Annotated in this window: 15 protein-coding genes; 6 read left to right on the plus strand and 9 right to left on the minus strand. The window is 68.9% G+C overall.

Annotation, left to right across the window (positions count from 1 at the left end; genetic code table 11):
* Positions 1-8 precede the first annotated feature (8 nt).
* Positions 9-2,204, minus strand: a complete 2,196-nt coding sequence (locus tag MMG85_RS14545; protein ID WP_241046670.1) for a xanthine dehydrogenase family protein molybdopterin-binding subunit — start codon at positions 2,202-2,204, stop codon at positions 9-11.
* A 64-nt stretch (positions 2,205-2,268) separates the two neighbouring features.
* Complete coding sequence (locus MMG85_RS14550; protein WP_241046671.1) at positions 2,269-2,724, minus strand: (2Fe-2S)-binding protein; 456 nt, start codon at positions 2,722-2,724, stop codon at positions 2,269-2,271.
* Positions 2,725-2,894: 170 nt separating this feature from the next.
* Between MMG85_RS14550 and MMG85_RS14555 the strand changes: the two genes are divergently transcribed.
* Together MMG85_RS14555 and MMG85_RS14560 are read left to right on the plus strand one after the other, a co-directional pair.
* Complete coding sequence (locus MMG85_RS14555; RefSeq protein ID WP_241046672.1) at positions 2,895-3,854, plus strand: XdhC/CoxI family protein; 960 nt, start codon at positions 2,895-2,897, stop codon at positions 3,852-3,854.
* Between the two features lie 20 nt (positions 3,855-3,874).
* On the plus strand, positions 3,875-4,450 hold the full coding sequence (locus MMG85_RS14560; RefSeq protein WP_241046673.1) for a nucleotidyltransferase family protein: 576 nt from the start codon (positions 3,875-3,877) through the stop codon (positions 4,448-4,450).
* 44 nt (positions 4,451-4,494) lie between these two features.
* Here the strand turns inward: MMG85_RS14560 and MMG85_RS14565 are convergent, their stop codons facing one another.
* The 4 genes from MMG85_RS14565 to MMG85_RS14580 all read right to left on the minus strand — a co-directional run bounded on the left by MMG85_RS14565 (position 4,495) and on the right by MMG85_RS14580 (position 9,434).
* Positions 4,495-5,808 carry an ABC transporter permease gene (locus MMG85_RS14565; RefSeq protein WP_241046674.1) on the minus strand — a complete coding sequence of 438 codons (1,314 nt, stop codon included), beginning with the start codon at positions 5,806-5,808 and terminating at the stop codon, positions 4,495-4,497.
* Between the two features lie 12 nt (positions 5,809-5,820).
* Positions 5,821-6,981 carry an FtsX-like permease family protein gene (locus MMG85_RS14570; RefSeq protein WP_241046675.1) on the minus strand — a complete coding sequence of 387 codons (1,161 nt, stop codon included), beginning with the start codon at positions 6,979-6,981 and terminating at the stop codon, positions 5,821-5,823.
* 12 nt (positions 6,982-6,993) lie between these two features.
* Entirely contained in the window at positions 6,994-7,686 is a 693-nt protein-coding gene (locus MMG85_RS14575; RefSeq protein WP_241046676.1) for an ABC transporter ATP-binding protein, read from the minus strand.
* Between the two features lie 506 nt (positions 7,687-8,192).
* Positions 8,193-9,434 carry an efflux RND transporter periplasmic adaptor subunit gene (locus MMG85_RS14580; RefSeq protein WP_241046677.1) on the minus strand — a complete coding sequence of 414 codons (1,242 nt, stop codon included), beginning with the start codon at positions 9,432-9,434 and terminating at the stop codon, positions 8,193-8,195.
* A gap of 233 nt (positions 9,435-9,667) precedes the next feature.
* Between MMG85_RS14580 and MMG85_RS14585 the strand changes: the two genes are divergently transcribed.
* The 4 genes from MMG85_RS14585 to MMG85_RS14600 all read left to right on the plus strand — a co-directional run bounded on the left by MMG85_RS14585 (position 9,668) and on the right by MMG85_RS14600 (position 13,351).
* On the plus strand, positions 9,668-10,588 hold the full coding sequence (locus tag MMG85_RS14585) for an ABC transporter ATP-binding protein (protein WP_241046678.1): 921 nt from the start codon (positions 9,668-9,670) through the stop codon (positions 10,586-10,588).
* Positions 10,588-11,346, plus strand: coding sequence for an ABC transporter permease (locus MMG85_RS14590; protein WP_241046679.1), 759 nt, complete (start codon positions 10,588-10,590; stop codon positions 11,344-11,346). Before MMG85_RS14585 ends, MMG85_RS14590 begins: the two co-directional genes overlap by 1 nt.
* A 28-nt stretch (positions 11,347-11,374) precedes the next feature.
* Complete coding sequence (locus MMG85_RS14595; RefSeq protein WP_241046680.1) at positions 11,375-12,565, plus strand: sensor histidine kinase; 1,191 nt, start codon at positions 11,375-11,377, stop codon at positions 12,563-12,565.
* A 183-nt stretch (positions 12,566-12,748) separates the two neighbouring features.
* A complete protein-coding gene (locus tag MMG85_RS14600; protein WP_241046681.1) occupies positions 12,749-13,351 on the plus strand; it encodes a response regulator transcription factor in 603 nt (200 codons plus the stop codon).
* A gap of 177 nt (positions 13,352-13,528) precedes the next feature.
* Here the strand turns inward: MMG85_RS14600 and MMG85_RS14605 are convergent, their stop codons facing one another.
* From MMG85_RS14605 to MMG85_RS14615, 3 genes are all read right to left on the minus strand, one after another.
* A complete protein-coding gene (locus MMG85_RS14605) occupies positions 13,529-14,899 on the minus strand; it encodes a leucyl aminopeptidase family protein (protein WP_241046682.1) in 1,371 nt (456 codons plus the stop codon).
* Positions 14,896-15,636, minus strand: coding sequence for an HAD-IA family hydrolase (locus tag MMG85_RS14610; protein WP_241046683.1), 741 nt, complete (start codon positions 15,634-15,636; stop codon positions 14,896-14,898). The genes MMG85_RS14605 and MMG85_RS14610 overlap by 4 nt, the downstream gene beginning before the upstream one ends.
* A gap of 1,199 nt (positions 15,637-16,835) precedes the next feature.
* Positions 16,836-17,855 (minus strand): AI-2E family transporter, encoded by a 1,020-nt coding sequence (locus MMG85_RS14615; protein WP_241046685.1) that lies wholly within the window; start codon positions 17,853-17,855, stop codon positions 16,836-16,838.
* Positions 17,856-17,876 lie beyond the last annotated feature (21 nt).

Raw genomic sequence — 17,876 nt, forward strand, 5'->3', positions numbered from 1 at the left:
CGGTCTCCTCAGGCAGTCGGCGTGGGGGTGGCGGAGGCGACCGGCAACTGCAATGGCAGCTCGCGCAGGCGCTGCCCGGTCAGGGCGAACACCGCATTGGCCACGGCCGGTGCGATCGGCGGCGTGCCGGGCTCGCCCACGCCACCCATCCTCTCGGTGCTGGGCACGATGTGGACCTCGATCTTCGGCATCTCGTGCATGCGCAGCACGCGGTAGTCGTGGTAGTTGGATTCCTGCACCTGGCCTTCCTTCAGCGTCAGCGCGCCATGCAGGGCGGCGCCCAGGCCGAACACGATGCCGGACTCCATCTGCGCCTCCACGGCGGACGGATTGACCGCCACGCCGCAGTCGATCGCGCAGACCACGCGGTGCACGCGGATCCGGCCGTCCTCGACCGAGACCTCGGCCACCTGCGCGACGTAGCTGCCGAACGACTCGTGCACGGCGATGCCGCGTCCGCGTCCTTCCGGGGACGGCGACGACCAGCCGGCCTTCTCCGCCGCCAGGTTCAGCGCGGCGAGGTGGCGCGGATGGTCCTTCAGCAGGGTGCGACGGTATTCCACCGGATCCTTGCCGGCCGCATGCGCCAGTTCGTCGACGAAACCTTCCATGACGAAGCCGTTGGCGCTGTGGCCTACCGAGCGCCACCACAGCACCGGGATGCCGGTCTTCGGCGAATGCAGGTCGACGCGGTGCGCCGGCGTGCCCAGCACGTACGGTGAATTGGCGACGCCTTCGGTCGAGGTGGCATCGATGCCGTCCTTGACCATCATCGCTTCCATGAAGGTGCCGGCCATGATCGACTGGCCCACCATCACCTGGTGCCACGCCTTCGGCAGCCCGTCCTCGCCCAGGCCGACCTTGATCTTCTCGACGAAGGCCGAGCGGTAGTAGCCGCCGCGCGTGTCGTCCTCGCGCGTCCACACGGTCTTGACCGGGGCCTTCGCGGCCTTGGCGACGTGCACGGCCTCGGACACCACGTCGGAGTCGGGCGTGGCGCGGCGACCGAAGCCGCCGCCGAGGAACGGCGTGTGGATGCGGATCTTCTCCGGCGGAATGCCGAGGATCTTCGCGGTGCTGTTCTGGTCCAGCGTCGGGAACTGCGTGCCGCACCAGATGTCGCACTCGCCGTCGGCGATCTTCACCGTGCAGTTCAGCGGTTCCATCGCCGCGTGGGCGAGATACGGCACGGCGTACTCGGCATCGACGGTCTTGGCGGCCTTGCTGAGCTCGGCGACGACATCGCCGGCGCGCACCGCGGTGGGGCCGTCCTCGGTGGCGAGTTGCGAGAACTGCTGCCGCAGCGTCGCGCTGTCCAGCGTGGCGCCTTCGCCGGCTTCCCACACCACCTGCAGCGCATCGCGTCCGAGCTTGGCCGCCCAGAAGTGTTCGGCCACCACGGCAACGCCGCTGGGCACCTGCACCACGTCGCGCACGCCGGGCACCGCGCGCGCGGCGGTGGCGTCGAACGATTTCACCGTGCCGCCGAACACCGGCGAACGCAGCACCACCGCGGTCAGCAGGCCCTCGAACTGCACGTCCATGCCGAACACGGCCTTGCCGGTGATCTTCTCCGGCGTGTCCAGCCGCTTGGTCGCCTTGCCGATGAGCTTCCAGTCCTTGGGATCGCGCAGCGTCAGCGTCTTCGGATCGGGCGGCGGCAGCTTGCCGGCGGCATCGGCGAGTTCGCCGTAGCGCAGGCGCTGGGTGCCGGAGACCACGGCGCCGTTCTCGGTGCGCAGGTCGGCAAGCGGCACGTTGAGGCGCGCCGCGGCGGCCTGCAGCAGCAGGTTGCGCGCAACGGCACCGGCCTGGCGGTAGCGGTCGAACTCGGACCAGGTGGTGGTCGAGCCGCCGGTGCCCTGCATGCCGAACACCGGGCTGGTGTAAGCCTTGTCGGCCGGGCCGTGTTCGACCCGGATCTTCGACCAGTCGGCATCCAGCTCTTCGGCGATCAGCATCGGCAGCGTGGTCCAGATGCCCTGGCCCATCTCGGCATGCGCCAGCAGCACCGTGATCGAGTCGTCGGCGGCGATGCGCAGGAACGCATTCGGCGCGAACGCCGCCGCGGTCGCCGGCTGCGCCTCCTGGGCCCAGGCGAAGCGGCGGGCGCCGGGCACGGCGATGGCCACGACCAGTCCGCCGCCGACCAGGGCGGTCGAACGCAGGAAGCCACGGCGCGAGGATTTCAGTTCAAGGTTCACGGACACAACCTCCGTCGAACATCGGATCGGAGCCACGGCACGAGCGTGCCGCAGCGAAGTGGAATCAGGCTTTGCCGATTTCCGCAGCGCGGTGCACGGCAGCGCGGATACGCTGGTAGGTGCCGCAGCGGCAGAGGTTGCCGGAGAGGGCGTGGTCGATGTCGCTGTCGGTCGGCGCGGGCACCACGGCCAGCAACGCGGCGGCCGACATGATCTGCCCGGACTGGCAATAACCGCACTGCACCACGTCCAGCTCGGCCCATGCCTTCTGCACGGGATGCGAACCGTCGGCCGACAGGCCTTCGATGGTGGTGATCTTCTTGCCGGCGACGGCGGAGGCGGGCGTCACGCAGGCGCGCAACGGCGAACCATCGACGTGCACGGTGCAGGCACCGCACTGCGCGATGCCGCAGCCGAACTTGGTGCCGGTGAGGCCCATCAGGTCGCGCAGGACCCAGAGCAGCGGCATGTCGTCGGGCGCGTCGACGTCGCGCTCCGATCCATTGACGTTCAACTTCATGGGGTCTCCTGGCGGCGGCGTGGGACCGGACGACGATACTCCGTGCCCACGTGGCCTGCCAGTGAAACCGTGCGTCGCGGCTTGCACGATCCTGCGCAATGCTTGCCCGATGCCCCGACGCGCAAGCGAGGCGTTGCCTTCGGCCCCGTGCTTGCGCCATCGTGGTGCGCATGTCGGTCCATCGTCATCCACTGGAAGTTTCCGCGCGCGCCAGCGAGGCCGGCGACGGCGCCGCGCTCGTCGTCGTCGTCGCCACCGAGGGCTCGACGTACGTGCGGCAGGGCGCGATGGCCGTGTTCGCCGCCGACGATACGCAGACCGGCTGGCTCAGCGGCGGTTGCCTGGAGCCGGAGATCGCACGCCGCGCACGGCATGCGGTGGCGGCCGGGCATCTGGATGCGATGGACATCGACACGCGCGATGACGAAGACCTGCTGGCCGGTTCGGCGGTCGGCTGTCGCGGCCGCCTGCACCTGGCACTGCTGCCGCTCGACCGCCTGCCGGGCTGGGCGCAGGTGGTGCAGGCGTGGTGGCGGGGCGCCGGCCCGCTGTCGCTGCGGCTGTCGGCCGACGGCGGCGTGTCCGCGCAGGTCGGCGACATGCGGAAGGCGTGGACGCTGCCGATCGCCGGCTCCGCTACGGTCGACGTGGTGGGCGAGGTGAAGCTGCCGCCCCCGCCGCGCGTGGCGATCTTCGGTGCAGGTCCCGAAACGCGGATGCTGGTGGCGTGGCTGCGCCAGCTCGGGTGGCATGTCACCGTGGTGGAGCGGCGCGCGCGCTGGATTCCAGACGACGAGGTCGCCGACGCGTGGTGCATGCAGTCGCCGGAGGATGCACTCGCCACGTTGCGGCCTGCGCCCGATGCGGCGCTGGTGATGCACCATCATTTCGAACACGACCGCGAAGCGCTGGTGGCGCTGGCGCAGACCGATGTCGCGTTCATCGGCCTGCTCGGTCCGGTGCGGCGGCGCGAGGACTTGCTGCGGGTGATTCCGTCCGCGCTGCACGGCGCATTGCTGCCGCGGCTGCGTTCGCCCATCGGACTGAAGCTCGGCGGGCAGGGACCGGAAGCCATCGCGCTGAGCATCGCCGCGCAGCTGCAGGCCTGGCATCACGGCGAGCCGGCGTGAGCGGGTCGCATGCCGCGGTCGTGCTGGCGGCCGGTGGCAGCACGCGGCTGGGACGACCGAAACAACTGCTGACGCGCGAGGGCGAAACGCTGGTGCATCGTGCGGCGCGACTGGCGCTGGCCTCCGGCGCGTCGCGCGTGCTGGTGGTCGTGGGGGCGCAGGCGGACGATGTCGCCCGCGCCGTGAGCGATCTGCCCGTGGAATGCGTGGTCAACACGCAATGGCGCGCGGGTCTGGCCGGGAGCGTGCGCGCCGCCGCGGGGGCGCTCGCCACGCATGCAGATGCGACCCTGCTGCTGACCTGCGATCAACCCGCGCTGGAGGTCGCCCATCTTCTGGCGTTGCTGGAGGCCTCCCGTCGGGCATCGTCGGGATGTGCGGCGACGCGTCTGGGTGATCGCGTCGGTATTCCCGCCGTCGTCGCAGCGGCGATGCTGCGTGCTGCACTGGCGGTGCAGGGCGATCGTGGACTGCGCGATGTGCTCAACGCGACGGATGCGGACGTCATCGCCTGTGAAGCGCCCGAACTGGCGCACGATATCGATACGCCGGATGACATCGCCGCGGCCATCGCGAAGGGATGGCTTGATGCTTGAACGCGACAAGGCGCCGGCATCCGCCGGCGCCCCGTTGATCCGCCTCAGATCGCGCGCAGTGCCTGCGTGATCGGCAACCGCGCCGCCCGCAGCGCCGGGAACAGGCCACCGACCAGGCCGATGCCGAGCGCCCACTTCAGGCCGCTCCACAACAGCTCCGGCGTGACCTTGAACTGGAACACCACCTGGCTGAAGTTGCTGCCCAGCGTGGCCACGCTGTAGCCGTTGAAGATAGCCCAGGCGATCAACCCGCCCAGGACGCCGCCGAGCAGCGCCAGCAGCATCGTCTCCAGCATCACCGCCATCACCACCGGCAGGCCGCGGAAGCCGATCGCCCGCATGGTGGCGATCTCGCGCGCACGCCCCGCGACGGCGGCGTACATGGTGTTGAGCGCGCCGAACACCGCGCCGATCGCCATGATCGCGCCGATGATGATGCTGAGCCACTTGATGATCGTGGTCAGCTGCCGTGTCTGCTTGGAGTAGTAGTCCTGCGTGGTCTGCACATCCAGCTTCAGGCGCGGATCGTCCTCGAGCGCGGCTTTCAGTTTGGCGAAGCCGTCCTTGCCGTCCAGCCCGACGGTGACGGACTGATAGGCGCGCCGGTCGTACGCCGACGACAGAGTCTCGATGTCCGTCCACAGCTCCGAGTCGAACGCATCGCCGGCGGCAAACACGCCTACGACCGTCCAGTCCTGGTTGCCCAGCTTGATGGTCTTGCCTACGTCGAGGCCGCGATACTGGCCTTTCGCACCCTGGCCCACCACGATCTCGCGTACGCCGACGTTGAACTTGCGGCCCTCGACGATCTTGATGTTCGGCCGGATGGTCCATGCCGCGTCACTGACGCCGCGGAACTGCGCATTCGCATCCTCGCCGCTGCTGGCGGTCGGCAGGTTGACCACCTGGGAAAGCTCGCCCGACACCACCGCACGACCCTGTGAGTCCCTGGCGATGCCGGGAAGGCTGCCGATCAGGGGCGACTGGTCGCGCGTGATGACGGAATTGGTTTCCGCCTGCGAACCGCCACGAAGCAGGATGGCGGTGGTCTCGTTGCCGGTCTGCTTGAGCGTGGCCTCGAAGCCCGCGCCCATCGCCAGCATCGCGACCAGCACGCCGACCACGCCGGCGATGCCGACGATGATCACCGACGACGCACCCCAGCGCTGGGGAAGACTGGCGATGCCGATACGGGTGGCCGCCAGCGCGACGCGGCCGGTGCGGGTGAAGGCCAGCCACAAGGCCAGCAGCACGACGCCGGCCAGCACGCCCTGCCAGGGCAACATGATCCACGCGACCAGTCCCACGATGATGCAGACCACGGCGATCAGGTTGCCGATCCAGAAATTCTTCTTCATGACGTCATCTCCTCAGCGGCCAGCCAGCGCATCGACGATCTTCAGGCGCATCGCGCGCAGCGAGGGCAAGGCCCCCACCACCAGACCGATGCCCACCATCAGGGCCAGGCCCATCGCCCAGGTTTCGGCCGGAATGGCGCCGACCGGCAGCGCGCCGCCGGTCAGGGCGGCCAGCACCGGCACCATGATCGCCGCCAGCCCCATGCCGATCAGGCCACCCAGCACCACCAGCAGCACCGACTCGGCCATCACCAGCGCCATCACGCTGCCGTTGGTGAAGCCCAGCGTCTTCAGGATGGCCAGCTCCGGCACGCGGTCGCGCACGGCCTGCGCCATGGTGTTGCCGGTCAACAGCAGCAGGGTGAAGAACACCGCGCCCATGATGGCGGTGACGATGAAGCCGATGTCGGCGAACTGCTTGAGGAACGACTGGTTGAACGCCTGCTCGGTCTGCGACTTGGTCTCGCGGTCGGAGTTCTCCGAGATCGCATCGATGGCCTTGGCCACCCGCGTGGCATGGTCCACGTTGTCCAGTTTCACCATGTACCAGCCGACCTGGCCGTTGACGTACTGGTTGGCCTCGTCGAAGTACTTCCAGTGGAACAGCAGCTGGTTCTCTTCGCCCTTCTTCTTGTCGTCGGCGACGACGAAGGTGCCGCGCAGGGTGAGTGGCCACGCGTTGCTGCCATCCTTCTGCGGGAAGATGGTCGCCTGCAGCGGGATGGTGTCGCCGATCTTCCAGCCGAACTTCTTGGCCAGCGAATCGCCGACGATGGCGCCGGTGCGATCATTCTGCCAGGCCTTCATCTGGGCGTCGGAGATGACGTACTCCGGATACAGCGACAGGTAGTTTTCGCTGACGGAGAAGTTGGGGAAGAAATTCCGCGGGTCCTTGTAGATGCCGCCGAACCAGGCGGCGTAGGCGACGCGCTTGACGCCGGAGGTCGATGCGATCTTCTGCTCCAGGTTCAACGGCAGCATCTGCGTGAGCGACAGGCGCGAGGACACCACCAGACGGTCAGCGCCGGCGACGCCGCCTCCCGAGGTGAACGCCACGCGCACCGAGTCCAGCAGACCAAACAGCAGGAAGGCCGCCACCACCGACAGCAGCGTCAACGCGGTGCGCGTCTTGCTGCGGAACAGTGCCGACCATATCAGCGAGAAATATTTCATGGCTGGCTCCGGTCAGTGCGCGCCGACCGGGGCGTCGGCCAGCTCGCCCTTGTCCAGGTGGATGGTGTGGGTGGCGTACTCGGCGGCCTTGGGATCGTGCGTGACCATGATGATGGTCTTGCCGTGTTCCTTGTTGAGCATCTGCAGCAGGTTGAGGATGTCCTCGGCCGACTGGCGGTCGAGGTCGCCGGTCGGTTCGTCGCAGATCAGGAAGGTCGGGTCCGAGACGATGGCGCGGGCGATGGCCACGCGCTGCTGCTGACCGCCGGACAGTTCATTGGGGCGGTGCGACTTGCGGTCCGCCAGGCCGACCAGCTGCAGCGCGATTTCCGCGTTGCGCTTGCGCTGCGCACCGCCGAGCTTGGTCAGCAGCAGCGGCAGTTCGACATTGCGCTGCGCGGTCAGCGTGGGCATCAGGTTGTAGAACTGGAAGACGAAGCCGACGTGCGAGCTGCGCCAGTGCGCGAGCTGGCCATCGTTCATGCGGTCGATGCGCTGGCCCTCGATCTCGATTTCGCCGCCGGTGGGCGTGTCCAGCCCGCCGATCAGGTTGAGCAGCGTGGTCTTGCCCGAGCCGGACGGCCCCATCAGCGCGACGAAGTCGCCGTGCGGGATGTCCAGGTCGATGCCGTGCAGCACCTGCACCTGCTCGGGGCCGCGCTGGTAGGTCTTGGTGAGGTTGCGGATGGAAACCAGGGAGGACATGGGCGTTTTCCTTCGGTGCGGTTCGTGAGATGGCGCAGGCGGGACGGTGATCATCGGGACGATCAGTACGGGGTCTGGCCTGATCGATGGATCGTGCGGTTATTTCGTGCGACGAAACGGGTAACCGGCTCTCGACACGTTGGCGTTGGTTCGCTGGACGTGGTCTTTGCGCGTTGCTGTCTTGCCCGTATGGCGTGTCATCTTGGTGCGCTCGCCGCGGGGCGTCCCTTTTCTTTGCTTGTGCAAAGAAAAGGAACCAAAAGAAACACACCCCGGCGGTCCGCCCGCCACACGTGGCGGGTTCGCAGTCCCGGCAGGAATTTCCGGAAGACACGTCCTGTGTCATCCGGAAACGGCGCACTTCCTGTGCGCCGCCCCTGCGGGGTTTGACCTGCCGTGCCAGCCGGACCTCAAGGGGCCCCGTCAAGCAAGAGCGAAAGCGACCAGCCACTCCCCGATGATTCGTCGCAGCGTGGGTTTCCTCACGCGCGCCGTTTCAGCGGGCCTTACTCGGCGTCGTCGGCCAGCACGACCTTGGCGCCGTCCTTCAGTTCGGTGGGCGGATCCAGCACGACGGTTTCGCCGGCCTGCAGTCCGTCGGTGACCTGCACGTCGTCGCCCAGCTTGCCAGCCACCTTCAGGCGGCGCTGCTGCACGGTGTCGTCGTCGCCGACCACGAAGGCCACCTGCGCGCCCTCGCGTTCGACCACGGCGGCACCCGGTGCGCGCACGCCCTTGGGCTGTTCGGCCTGCTGCGGTTTGGCGGCTTCCAGGAAGCTCACCCGCACGCCCATGTCCGGCACGATGCGCGGGTCCTTCTGGCCCAGCGCCACGCGCACCTTCACCGTCGCCTTGCTGCGGTCGGCGGTGGGGATGATGGCGATGACTTCGCCGGGGATCTGCCAGTCGGGATAGGCGTTGAGCGTGGCCTGGATCGGCATCTTCGGCTGCACGCGGCCGATGAAGGACTCGTTGACCTCCACTTCCACTTCCAGCGACTCCATGTCGACGATGGTGCCGATGCCGGTGCGGGTGAAGCCGCCGGTCGCCAGCGGCGAGACGATCTCGCCCGGCTGCGCGGCCTTGGCGATCACCACGCCGGCGAACGGCGCACGCACGATGGTGTTGTCCACGCCGTTGTCGGAGATGTCCAGGCTGCGGCTGGCGACGGTGACGTTGCGCTGCGCGGCCTGCAGTTGCGCGCGCAGGGCATCGCGGCCGGCGATCGCCTGGTCGTACTGCGAACGCGCCACCAGTTGCTGCTCCACCAGCGTGGACAGCCGGCGTGCGTTGGCCTCGGCATCGGTCAGCTGCGCCTGCACGTTGGCCACCTGCGAGCGCGCCGATTCGACCTGCGCCTGCGACAGCGCACGGCTGGCGTCGGCGTCGACCGGGTCCAGCGTGGCCATCACCTGGCCCGCTTCGACCTTCATGCCTTCCTCGATCAGCACCTCGCGCACCTTGCCGGTGATCTTGGCTGACACCGTGGCCATGCGTCGCGCGACCACGTACCCGGAAGCGTCCAGCACCGAGGCCGCGGCACCGCCGTTGCCCAGCGCCACCGTCGGCGCGGTGCGCACTTCCAGCGGCTTCTCGCGGCCGAGCAGTGCCCACGCGGCGGCGGCCAGCGCCAGCAGCACGACCACCACGCCCAGCGTGATCCACAGGCCGCGGCGCGAGGGCGGTGCCGGTGGCGGCGCCTTGCGGTCGATGCGGAGTTCCTTCAGCAGGTCGGCAGACGTGTTCATGCGTATCCAGACGGTGAATGCGGGGAAGTGTGACCAGCAAGGGTAACGGAAGCCTAGTTGCCGGAAGTCACTTCGTGCGGCGAGGGCGGTCCCCGGCCTGCCACGGGGTGCATCCTGGGCCAGCGGCGTGCCGCAGCCCAGTGACACCTGTCACCTGATTCGCCTGAGAAGCCGCACTCATCACGCCACGCGGGGAGCGGCAGCATGGCGGCACCCTCCGGCGAGACGCTCGCATGAACACCGCACGCCCCACCTCCGCACCACTGGCCCGCCTGCGCGGCGTCCGCCACCACTATGGCAAGACGCTGGCACTGGATGGCCTGGACCTGGTGCTGCCGGCCGGCCAGGTGCTCGCGCTGCTCGGCCCGAACGGCGCCGGCAAGTCCACGGCCATCAGCCTGCTGCTTGGCCTGCAGCGCGCCGATGCCGGCACCGCCGAGCTGTTCGGCCTGCCGCCGCAATCGCTGCCGGCGCGTCGCCGTGCCGGGGTGATGCTGCAGAGCGCCGCCATCCCGGACACGCTGAAGGTGCGCGAGCTGATCGACCTGACGCGCAGCTACTACCCGCAACCGCGCAGCGTGGCCGATCTGGTCGCGCTGGCCGGGCTCGATGGCCTGATGGCGCGTCGCTACGGCCAGCTCTCCGGTGGCCAGCAGCGACGCGTGCAGTTCGCGATGGCCGTCTGCGGCCGGCCCGAGCTGCTGTTCCTCGACGAACCCACCACCGGGCTCGACATTGATGCGCGGCAGACGCTGTGGAAGGCGATCCGCGAACTGCGTGCGCAGGGTTGCGCGGTGCTGTTGACCACCCACTATCTGGAAGAAGCCGAAGCGCTGGCCGACCGCGTGGTGGTGGTCAACCACGGGCGCGTGATCGCGGAGGGCTCGGTGGCGCAGATCCGCGCGACCGTCGCGCAACGCCGCATCCGCTGCACCAGCGCGCTGCCCGCGGCCCTGGTGCAGGGCTGGCCGGGCGTGCAACTGGCGCAGCGCGACGGTGAGCGGCTGGAGATCGTGGCCGAGGCCGCCGAGCCGGTCGTGCGCCGCCTGCTGGCCGAAGACGCCGCGTTGTCCGACCTGGAAGTGCAGCGCGCCGGCCTGGCCGATGCCTTCCTCGCCCTCACCCGTGATGCCACGCAGAAGGAAGCCGCCTGATGGACGCCGCCGCCCCCGTTCCGTTCTCCTCCACGCGCGCCTACCTGCTGGAAGCGCGCTATGAATTCCTGCGCCTGCTGCGCACGCCCTCGTTCTCGGTGCCATGCCTGCTGTTCCCGCCGGTGTTCTACCTGCTGTTCGGCGTGCTGCTGGGCGGCAAGGGCGGGCCCGCCGCGGCAACCTACCTGCTGGCTGGCTACAGCGTGTTCGGCGTGATGGGCGTGGCGCTGTTCGGCTTCGGCGTGACCGTGGCGCTGGACCGCGAACAGGGCCTGCTGACGCTGAAGCGCGCGCAGCCGATGCCGCCGGGCGCATACCTGGTGGCGAAGATGGCGATGGCGGTGTTGTTCGGCGCCATCATCCTGCTGCTGCTCGCTGCGCTGGCGATCGGCGTGGCCGGTGTGCGGCTGTCGGCGCTGCAGTGGCTGGCGCTGGTGGCGACCTGCCTGGTGGGCGTGCTGCCCTTCAGCGCGCTCGGCCTGTGGCTGGGTACGCGGGTGAGTGGACGCGGCGCGCCGGCCGTGATCAACCTGATCTACCTGCCGATGGCCTTCCTGTCGGGCCTGTGGGTGCCGCTGGACATGCTGCCGTCGTTCCTGCAGTCGGTGGCGCCTGCATGGCCGGCGTATCATCTGGCGCAGATCGCGCAGGCCATCGTCGGCGTCGACGTCGACGGTCCGTTGTGGGTCCACCTCGCTGTCCTGCTCGCGGTCACGGCGGTGTTCTTCCTGCTGGCCCGCCATCGGCTGGTGCAATGAACCGGCCTGCCGGTACAAGGAGTCGTCGATGAGCCTGTCCTCTTCCCCGCTGCTGCGCACGCTCACCCGCCTGCGCGACGCCCTGGTGCCGGAGGCGCTGGGCCTGGGCTGGATGCCGGTGCTGCTGCTGGGCTATCTGCTGTTCCTGTTCATGCCAGTGCTGGTGCCGTCCGGCGGCGACTGGGGTGGCCGCCTGCAGTGGCGCCTGTGGCCGACGCTGGCGTCGATCGTGGTGTTCCTGCCGATGTACTTCCTCGCCTACCGCGGCAGCGCGATGACGCGGGTGCTGTGCACGTTCGGCATCGCCGCGCTCGGCTACGGCCTGATGGCGTCCAATGCGTTCTCCAACACCTACATCATCTATGCGGCCGCGTTCGTCGCGCTGCTGCCGGGTTCGCTGTGGACGCGGCTGGCCATGCTGGCGGTGTTGCTGGGCGCCTACTACGGACTGTCGTCGTGGCTGGCGTTTCCGGTGTTCGTGCCGGTGCTGACCGCGATCATCTCGGTGGCGGTGTTCACCGGCAACTACTTCCAGTCCGAAACGGTGCGCAAGCGCGCCGAGCTGAAGCTCTCGCATGAGGAAGTCCGCCGGCTGGCCGCGCTGGCCGAACGCGAGCGCATCGGTCGCGACCTGCACGACCTGCTTGGCCACACGCTGTCGCTGGTGGCGTTGAAGTCCGACCTCGCCGGCCGGCTGATCGAGCGCGATCCGCAGGCCGCGCGCAACGAGATCGTCGAAGTCAGTCGCGTCGCCCGCGATGCGCTGGCGCAGGTCCGCCGTGCGGTCACCGGCATCCGCGCCGCCGGGCTGGCAGCCGAACTGGCGTCGGCGAAACTGCTGCTGGAGTCCGACGGCGTCACCCTGCGCTACGACGCGCACGAGGTGGTGGTGCCGGCGGATCTCGAAACCGTGCTGGCGCTGGCCCTGCGCGAAGCGGTCACCAACATCCAGCGCCATGCCCGCGCCACGCTGGCAGAGGTCTCGCTGACATCGACAGGTGACCACGTGCAGCTGCGCATCCGCGACAACGGCGTCGGCAGCGCCGCCGTGCCCGGCAACGGCCTGTCCGGCATGCGCGAGCGGGTGGAGTCGCGCGGCGGCCGCCTGCGCATCGACTCCACGCTGCGGCAGGGTACCTGCGTGGAGATCACGCTGCCGTTGCCGTCGCGGGAGGAGGTCGTGTCCGCAGCGGAAGAATCCGCTGTAGGAGCGACGTGAGTCGCGACCTCACGCTTTCCGGGTCGTGAAACCTGGCCGCGCAGCGGGATGCTTTTCCTCTCCGTCCCGTGCCTGGACATGGATGCTTGGCGGTCGCGACTTACGTCGCTCCTACAACGAGCGGTCCACTTTCATGGGCCGATTTGCTAGCGTGTCACCCGATCCTTCCTTTCCGGCCTTCCGATGATCCGCGTGCTGCTTGCCGAAGACCAGGCCATGGTGCGTGGCGCGTTGACCGCGCTGCTGGGCATGGAGAGCGACATCGAGGTGGTCGGCAGTGCGCCCGATGGCGAGACCGCGTGGCGCGAGCTGCAGCGCCTGAAGCCCGACCTGCTGGTGACCGACATCGAGATGCCCGGCCTCAGCGGGCTGGAGCTGGCGCAGCGCATCCAGCGCCATGAGCTGCCGTGCAAGGTCGTCATCGTCACCACGTTCGCGCGCGGCGGTTTCCTGCGTCGCGCGCTCGATGCCGGCGTGTCCGGCTACCTGCTGAAGGACGCGCCGGCCGAAGACCTGGCCGAGGCATTGCGCAAGGTCCATCGCGGCGGCCGCGCCATCGATCCCCAGCTCGCCCTGGAAGCCTGGTCCGACGCCGACCCGCTCAACGACCGCGAACGCCAGGTGCTGCGGCTGGCCGGCGAAGGCCAGTCGGCCGGCGACATCGCCAGGCAGCTGAACCTCTCGCAGGGCACCGTGCGCAACTACCTGTCCGAAGCGATCGGCAAGCTCGGCGTGGCCAATCGCATCGAGGCGTACCGGATGGCGCGCCAGCGGGGGTGGTTGTAGCGCCCGCCGCCGCGCTCTTCTGTAGGAGCGACGTAAGTCGCGACCGCAGGCCCGAAACCGCACCACATCCCCATCCGATAGACACGAAGCCTTGCGTGTCCACTACCCCGTGATCCGGACTACGCGAGCGCTGATGGTGTCTGGTCGCGACTTACGTCGCTCCTACAGAAGGCAAGCTCACGCGCCGTAACGCGCCTTCAACATCGCGTACGCGCTGCGCAGTGCCAGCGCTTCGCCGCCGGCGGGACGTCCCGCACGGTCGCTGTCGTTCCAGGCGTACACGTCCAGGTGCGCCCACTTCATCCCGTCCGGCACGAAGCGCTCCAGGTACAGCGCGGCGGTGACCGCACCGGCCATGCGCGAGCCGGCGTTGGCCAGGTCGGCGATGCCGCTGGTGAGGTAGCGCAGGTACGGCCGCCACAGCGGCATGCGCCACACCGGGTCGCGCATGCGCTCGCCGGCGGCGATCCAGTCGTTGGCCACGGCGTCGTCGTTGGCGAACAGCGCCGGCAGGTCCGGGCCCAGCGCGATGCGCGCGGCGCCGGTGAGGGTGGCGAAATCCAGCAGCAGGTCGGGCGCCTGTTCGCCGGCATAGGTCAGCGCATCGCACAGGATCACCCGGCCTTCGGCATCGGTGTTGTCGATCTCGACGCTGACGCCCTTGCGCGTGGCGATCACTTCGCCGGGGCGGAACGCGTTGGGACCGATCGCGTTCTCCACCGCCGGCACAAGCAGCGTCAGCCGCACCGGCAGCGCGCGCGCCATCACCAGCTGCGCCAGCGCAATGGCATGCGCGGCGCCGCCCATGTCCTTCTTCATGTTGCGCATGCCGTCGGCCGGCTTGATGTCCAGGCCGCCGGTGTCGAAGCACACGCCCTTGCCGACCAGCGCGACATGCGGCTGCGCGGCATCACCCCAGCGCAGCGCGATCAGCCGCGGCGCACGATGCGAGGCGCGACCCACCGCGTGGATGGCGGGGAAGTTCTGCGCGAGCAATGCGTCGCCGGCGATCACCTCCACCTCGGCGCCGTGCGCGGCGGCCAACGCGCGCACGGCCGCTTCCAGTTCATCCGGCCCCATGTGCTCGGTCGGCGTGTTGACCAGGTCGCGTACCTGCAGGCTGGCGGCCAGCAGGTCCAGCGCTTCGGCATCGGCCTGCGGCAGCAGCAGTCGTGCCGGCTTGCGTGGCGGCTGCTTGTAGCGGTCGAAGCGGTAGCTCCCCAGGCCCCAGCCGAGCTGGAGCGCAGTCTGAGCATCGGCGGACAGGTCGCTGGCGAGCTGCCAGTCGCCCGCCGGCAGGCCGAACGGCGCATGCGCGTAAGCATACGGATCCAGCGCGTCGCCGATGCCGATCACCGCACCTGCCAGGCCGTCTTCGCCCGGCAGCGCGAGCAGCGATCCGGGCGAAGCGGTGAAGTTCTGTGCGTCTATCCAGGCGTTGATCGCCGGCGACTGCGTGGTGCGCCATTCGGCCAGCTGCGCACGCTCCAGCACATGCAGCGGACGCGCGTGGGCGGAGGAATCGGTATAGGCGAGGGCGGCGCTCATGCGGCGGCAGGTTCCGTGGCGAAGTCGGGATGCGCGTCCAGCCAGTCGGCCAGCGCGGTGAGGGTGGCGAATTCCAGGTCCGGGCGCAGCGTGTCGTGCGGCCATGCGCGGGCGGTGCCGTCGTGGTCTTCCGGACGGTTGATCCAGCAGCTGCGCAGGCCGGCGTTCACCGCGCCCACGATGTCCATCTCGATGTGGTCGCCGACATGCAGCACGTCGCCGGGCGGTACGCCCAGCAGGTCGCAGGCCACATGGAACAGCGCCGGCTCCGGCTTGGCCACGCCGTGCTCGCGCGAATGCACCTGGTGGACGAACAGATGGCCCAGCCCGATCCGCTGCAAGTCGGCGTTGCCGTTGGTCACCGCGGCGACGGGCAGGCGCGCGGCGATGCGTTGCAGCGCATCCAGCGCGTCGGGGTAGTACTCCACCTGGTTGCGCGCGGCGTAGAAGGTCTCGTAGGCCGGTTCCAGCAGCGCCATGTCGGCGCCGCTCTCGCGCAGGGCGTGTTCCAGCGTCACCCGCCGAAGCCGACTGAGGTCGTGCTTGTACTGCGGATGCGCGGCGAAGACCTCTTCGCGCACGGCGCGCATGCGCTCGACCGGGAACATCGCAGCGGTGGCGGGGCTGTGCTGGCGCAGCCAGTCGTCGAGGACGCGCTCGATCCGTGCGCCGATGGGGGCGAACGGCCAGAGGGTGTCGTCGAGATCGAGGGTGATGGCGCGGACGGGGAAGCTCATCGGCCCGATTTTACACCCGGGCGGCGGGCTGCCCCGTCACCGGGCGCGGGTCAAGCCCCTCTCCCTGCGGGAGAGGGGTTGGGGAGAGGGCCAACGAAGTGGGTGACTGGAGGCTTCCCGAGTTGCCACCACATCCGGGATGGCGCTCTGGCTAGAGGGCCTCGCGGATGGTTTCTTCTGTCGGACAAAAGGGCGCCCTTTGCTGCGAAGGGGTCCCTTAACCGGCCATTCGGCTGTCGAGCAGCGCTTCTTTGCTCGTGCAAAGGGAGCAAACAGAGAAGCACGCGCCATGCGTTACGCCCAGAGCGCTGCGCCTTGAGCCCCTCTCCCTGCGGGAGAGGGGTTGGGGAGAGGGCCAACGAAGTCCATGTCTTAGCTCTCCATGGTGTGCACCGAATCCGCGATGGCTTTTGGTTCCACGGCCTTGCGGTCGGGACTTTCTTGTCGGGCACATGGTGCCGCTCGCCGCGGGGGCATTCCTTTCTTTGCTCGTGCAAAGAAAGGAACCAAAGAAACACGCCCCAGGCGGCACGCCCCGCGCTTTGCGCAGGGTCCGCGAGAGGGCCGCGAATTTTCGTAAGGCACATCCCTGTGCCATACGAAAACGCCGCCCATCCGGGGCGGCGCCCTTCGGGTTTTGCCCGGCCCACTCGCCGTGCCTCATGGGGACCCCGAAAAGCAGGGGCAACAACACTGCAGCGCGCGCGGACGCTTCTGCTTTGGCTATTGGGCCCCCTGAGGTCCGGCAGTCACGGCGGGTAAAACCCCACAGGGGCGGCGCACAAGGATGTGCGCCGTTTTCGTACAGGGCAGGATGCCCTGCACGAAAATTCCCGCCGGGACTGCGCACCCGCCGCGCAGCGGCGGGCGGACCGCCGGGGTGTGCTTTCTTTTGCCTACTTTTCTTTGCACAAGCAAAGAAAAGTAGGGCCTCCGCGGCGAGCGGCACCATGTGTCCGACAAGAAAGTAGTTCCCGCAAGACCATCAAAAGTGAAAGGCCGAGGCGGATGTGGTGCCGACTACGGGCGGATCGAAGAAACAGGCTTCGTTGGCCCTCTCCCCAACCCCTCTCCCGCGAGGAGAGGGGCTTGAGCTACTACGGGCGGATCGAAGAGGCGGACTTCGTTGGCCCTCACCCCAACCCCTCTCCCGCGGGGAGAGGGGCTTCCAGCGCAGGGAGGGGCTCAAGACGCCGCGATCACTCCAGCAGCCGCGCCCAGCCCTCCATGCCTTCCACCCGCGCCAGCACCAGCTTCACGCATACCAGCAGCGGCACCGCCAGCAGCAGCCCGATGATGCCCCACAACCAGCCGAACAGCATCAGCGCCAGGATCAGCACCAGCGGCGACAGCGCCATGCGCCGGCCCAGGATGATCGGGGTGATGATCTGTCCCTCGATCGTGTGCAGCACCAGGTAGGCGATCGCCGGCAGCATCGACTGCAGCGGCTGCTCGAAACTGATGAAGCCCACCAGCAGCATCGACACCATCCCGATCAGCGGGCCCACGTAGGGCGCGAAGTTGAGCAGCGCCGCCATCGTGCCCCACAGCAGCGCCTCGGCCAGCGGCAGGCCCAGCAGGTACAGCACGCCGGCGAACACCAGGCCGACCACCGTGTTGATGATGCTGATGGTCAGCACGTAGCGCGACACCTCGCGCTCGATCGAATGCAGGATCTCCACGGTGAACTTCTTCTGCTGCCGCCCGGGCAGCAGTGCGATCGCGTTGCGCTGCAGGTTCTCGCCGTAGACCATGAAGAAGAACGTCAGCAGCACCACCGCCAGCAGCGAGGCCAGCACGCGCGGGGTGGCCAGCAGCTTGCCGTAGGGATCGTCCGGGGTGGCCTGCACCATCTGCGGCTGGCGGCCGGTCTGTCCGCCGGCGGCGGCGCGGGCGAAGTTCTCGGCCGCCTTGTTCGCGTCCTGCACCGGCTTGGTCAGTTCGCGCAGCTTGGGCGCCAGCTGGCGCATCTCGCGCGGCGCCTGCTGCGCCCATTCCATCGCCGAGGGCAGCATCTTCTGCGCCAGCAGGCCGGTGACCGCCATGCCGCCGAGCAGCACGACCAGCGCGCCGAGCGAACGCGGGACGTAGAGCCTGCGCAGCACCCGGATGATGGGGTTGCCGACCAGCGCGAAGAACATCGCCAGCAGCACCGGCAGCAGCAGGTCCTGCGCGGCCCACAGCGTGTAGCCCACGGCCAGGGTGGCCAGCACCAGGATCGGCGTGGAGGCACGCGGGCG

Origin of the sequence: Pseudoxanthomonas sp. LH2527 (assembly GCF_022539275.1) — a bacterium.
Taxonomy (GTDB): domain Bacteria; phylum Pseudomonadota; class Gammaproteobacteria; order Xanthomonadales; family Xanthomonadaceae; genus Pseudoxanthomonas_A.

Coding starts and splice junctions, on each gene's coding strand:
- MMG85_RS14550 (WP_241046671.1), bottom strand. CDS start 2,724: ATGAAGTTGAACGTCAATGGATCGGAGCGCGACGTCGACGCGCCCGAC.
- MMG85_RS14555 (WP_241046672.1), top strand. CDS start 2,895: ATGTCGGTCCATCGTCATCCACTGGAAGTTTCCGCGCGCGCCAGCGAG.
- MMG85_RS14565 (WP_241046674.1), bottom strand. CDS start 5,808: ATGAAGAAGAATTTCTGGATCGGCAACCTGATCGCCGTGGTCTGCATC.
- MMG85_RS14570 (WP_241046675.1), bottom strand. CDS start 6,981: ATGAAATATTTCTCGCTGATATGGTCGGCACTGTTCCGCAGCAAGACG.
- MMG85_RS14575 (WP_241046676.1), bottom strand. CDS start 7,686: ATGTCCTCCCTGGTTTCCATCCGCAACCTCACCAAGACCTACCAGCGC.
- MMG85_RS14580 (WP_241046677.1), bottom strand. CDS start 9,434: ATGAACACGTCTGCCGACCTGCTGAAGGAACTCCGCATCGACCGCAAG.
- MMG85_RS14585 (WP_241046678.1), top strand. CDS start 9,668: ATGAACACCGCACGCCCCACCTCCGCACCACTGGCCCGCCTGCGCGGC.
- MMG85_RS14590 (WP_241046679.1), top strand. CDS start 10,588: ATGGACGCCGCCGCCCCCGTTCCGTTCTCCTCCACGCGCGCCTACCTG.
- MMG85_RS14595 (WP_241046680.1), top strand. CDS start 11,375: ATGAGCCTGTCCTCTTCCCCGCTGCTGCGCACGCTCACCCGCCTGCGC.
- MMG85_RS14600 (WP_241046681.1), top strand. CDS start 12,749: ATGATCCGCGTGCTGCTTGCCGAAGACCAGGCCATGGTGCGTGGCGCG.
- MMG85_RS14605 (WP_241046682.1), bottom strand. CDS start 14,899: ATGAGCGCCGCCCTCGCCTATACCGATTCCTCCGCCCACGCGCGTCCG.
- MMG85_RS14610 (WP_241046683.1), bottom strand. CDS start 15,636: ATGAGCTTCCCCGTCCGCGCCATCACCCTCGATCTCGACGACACCCTC.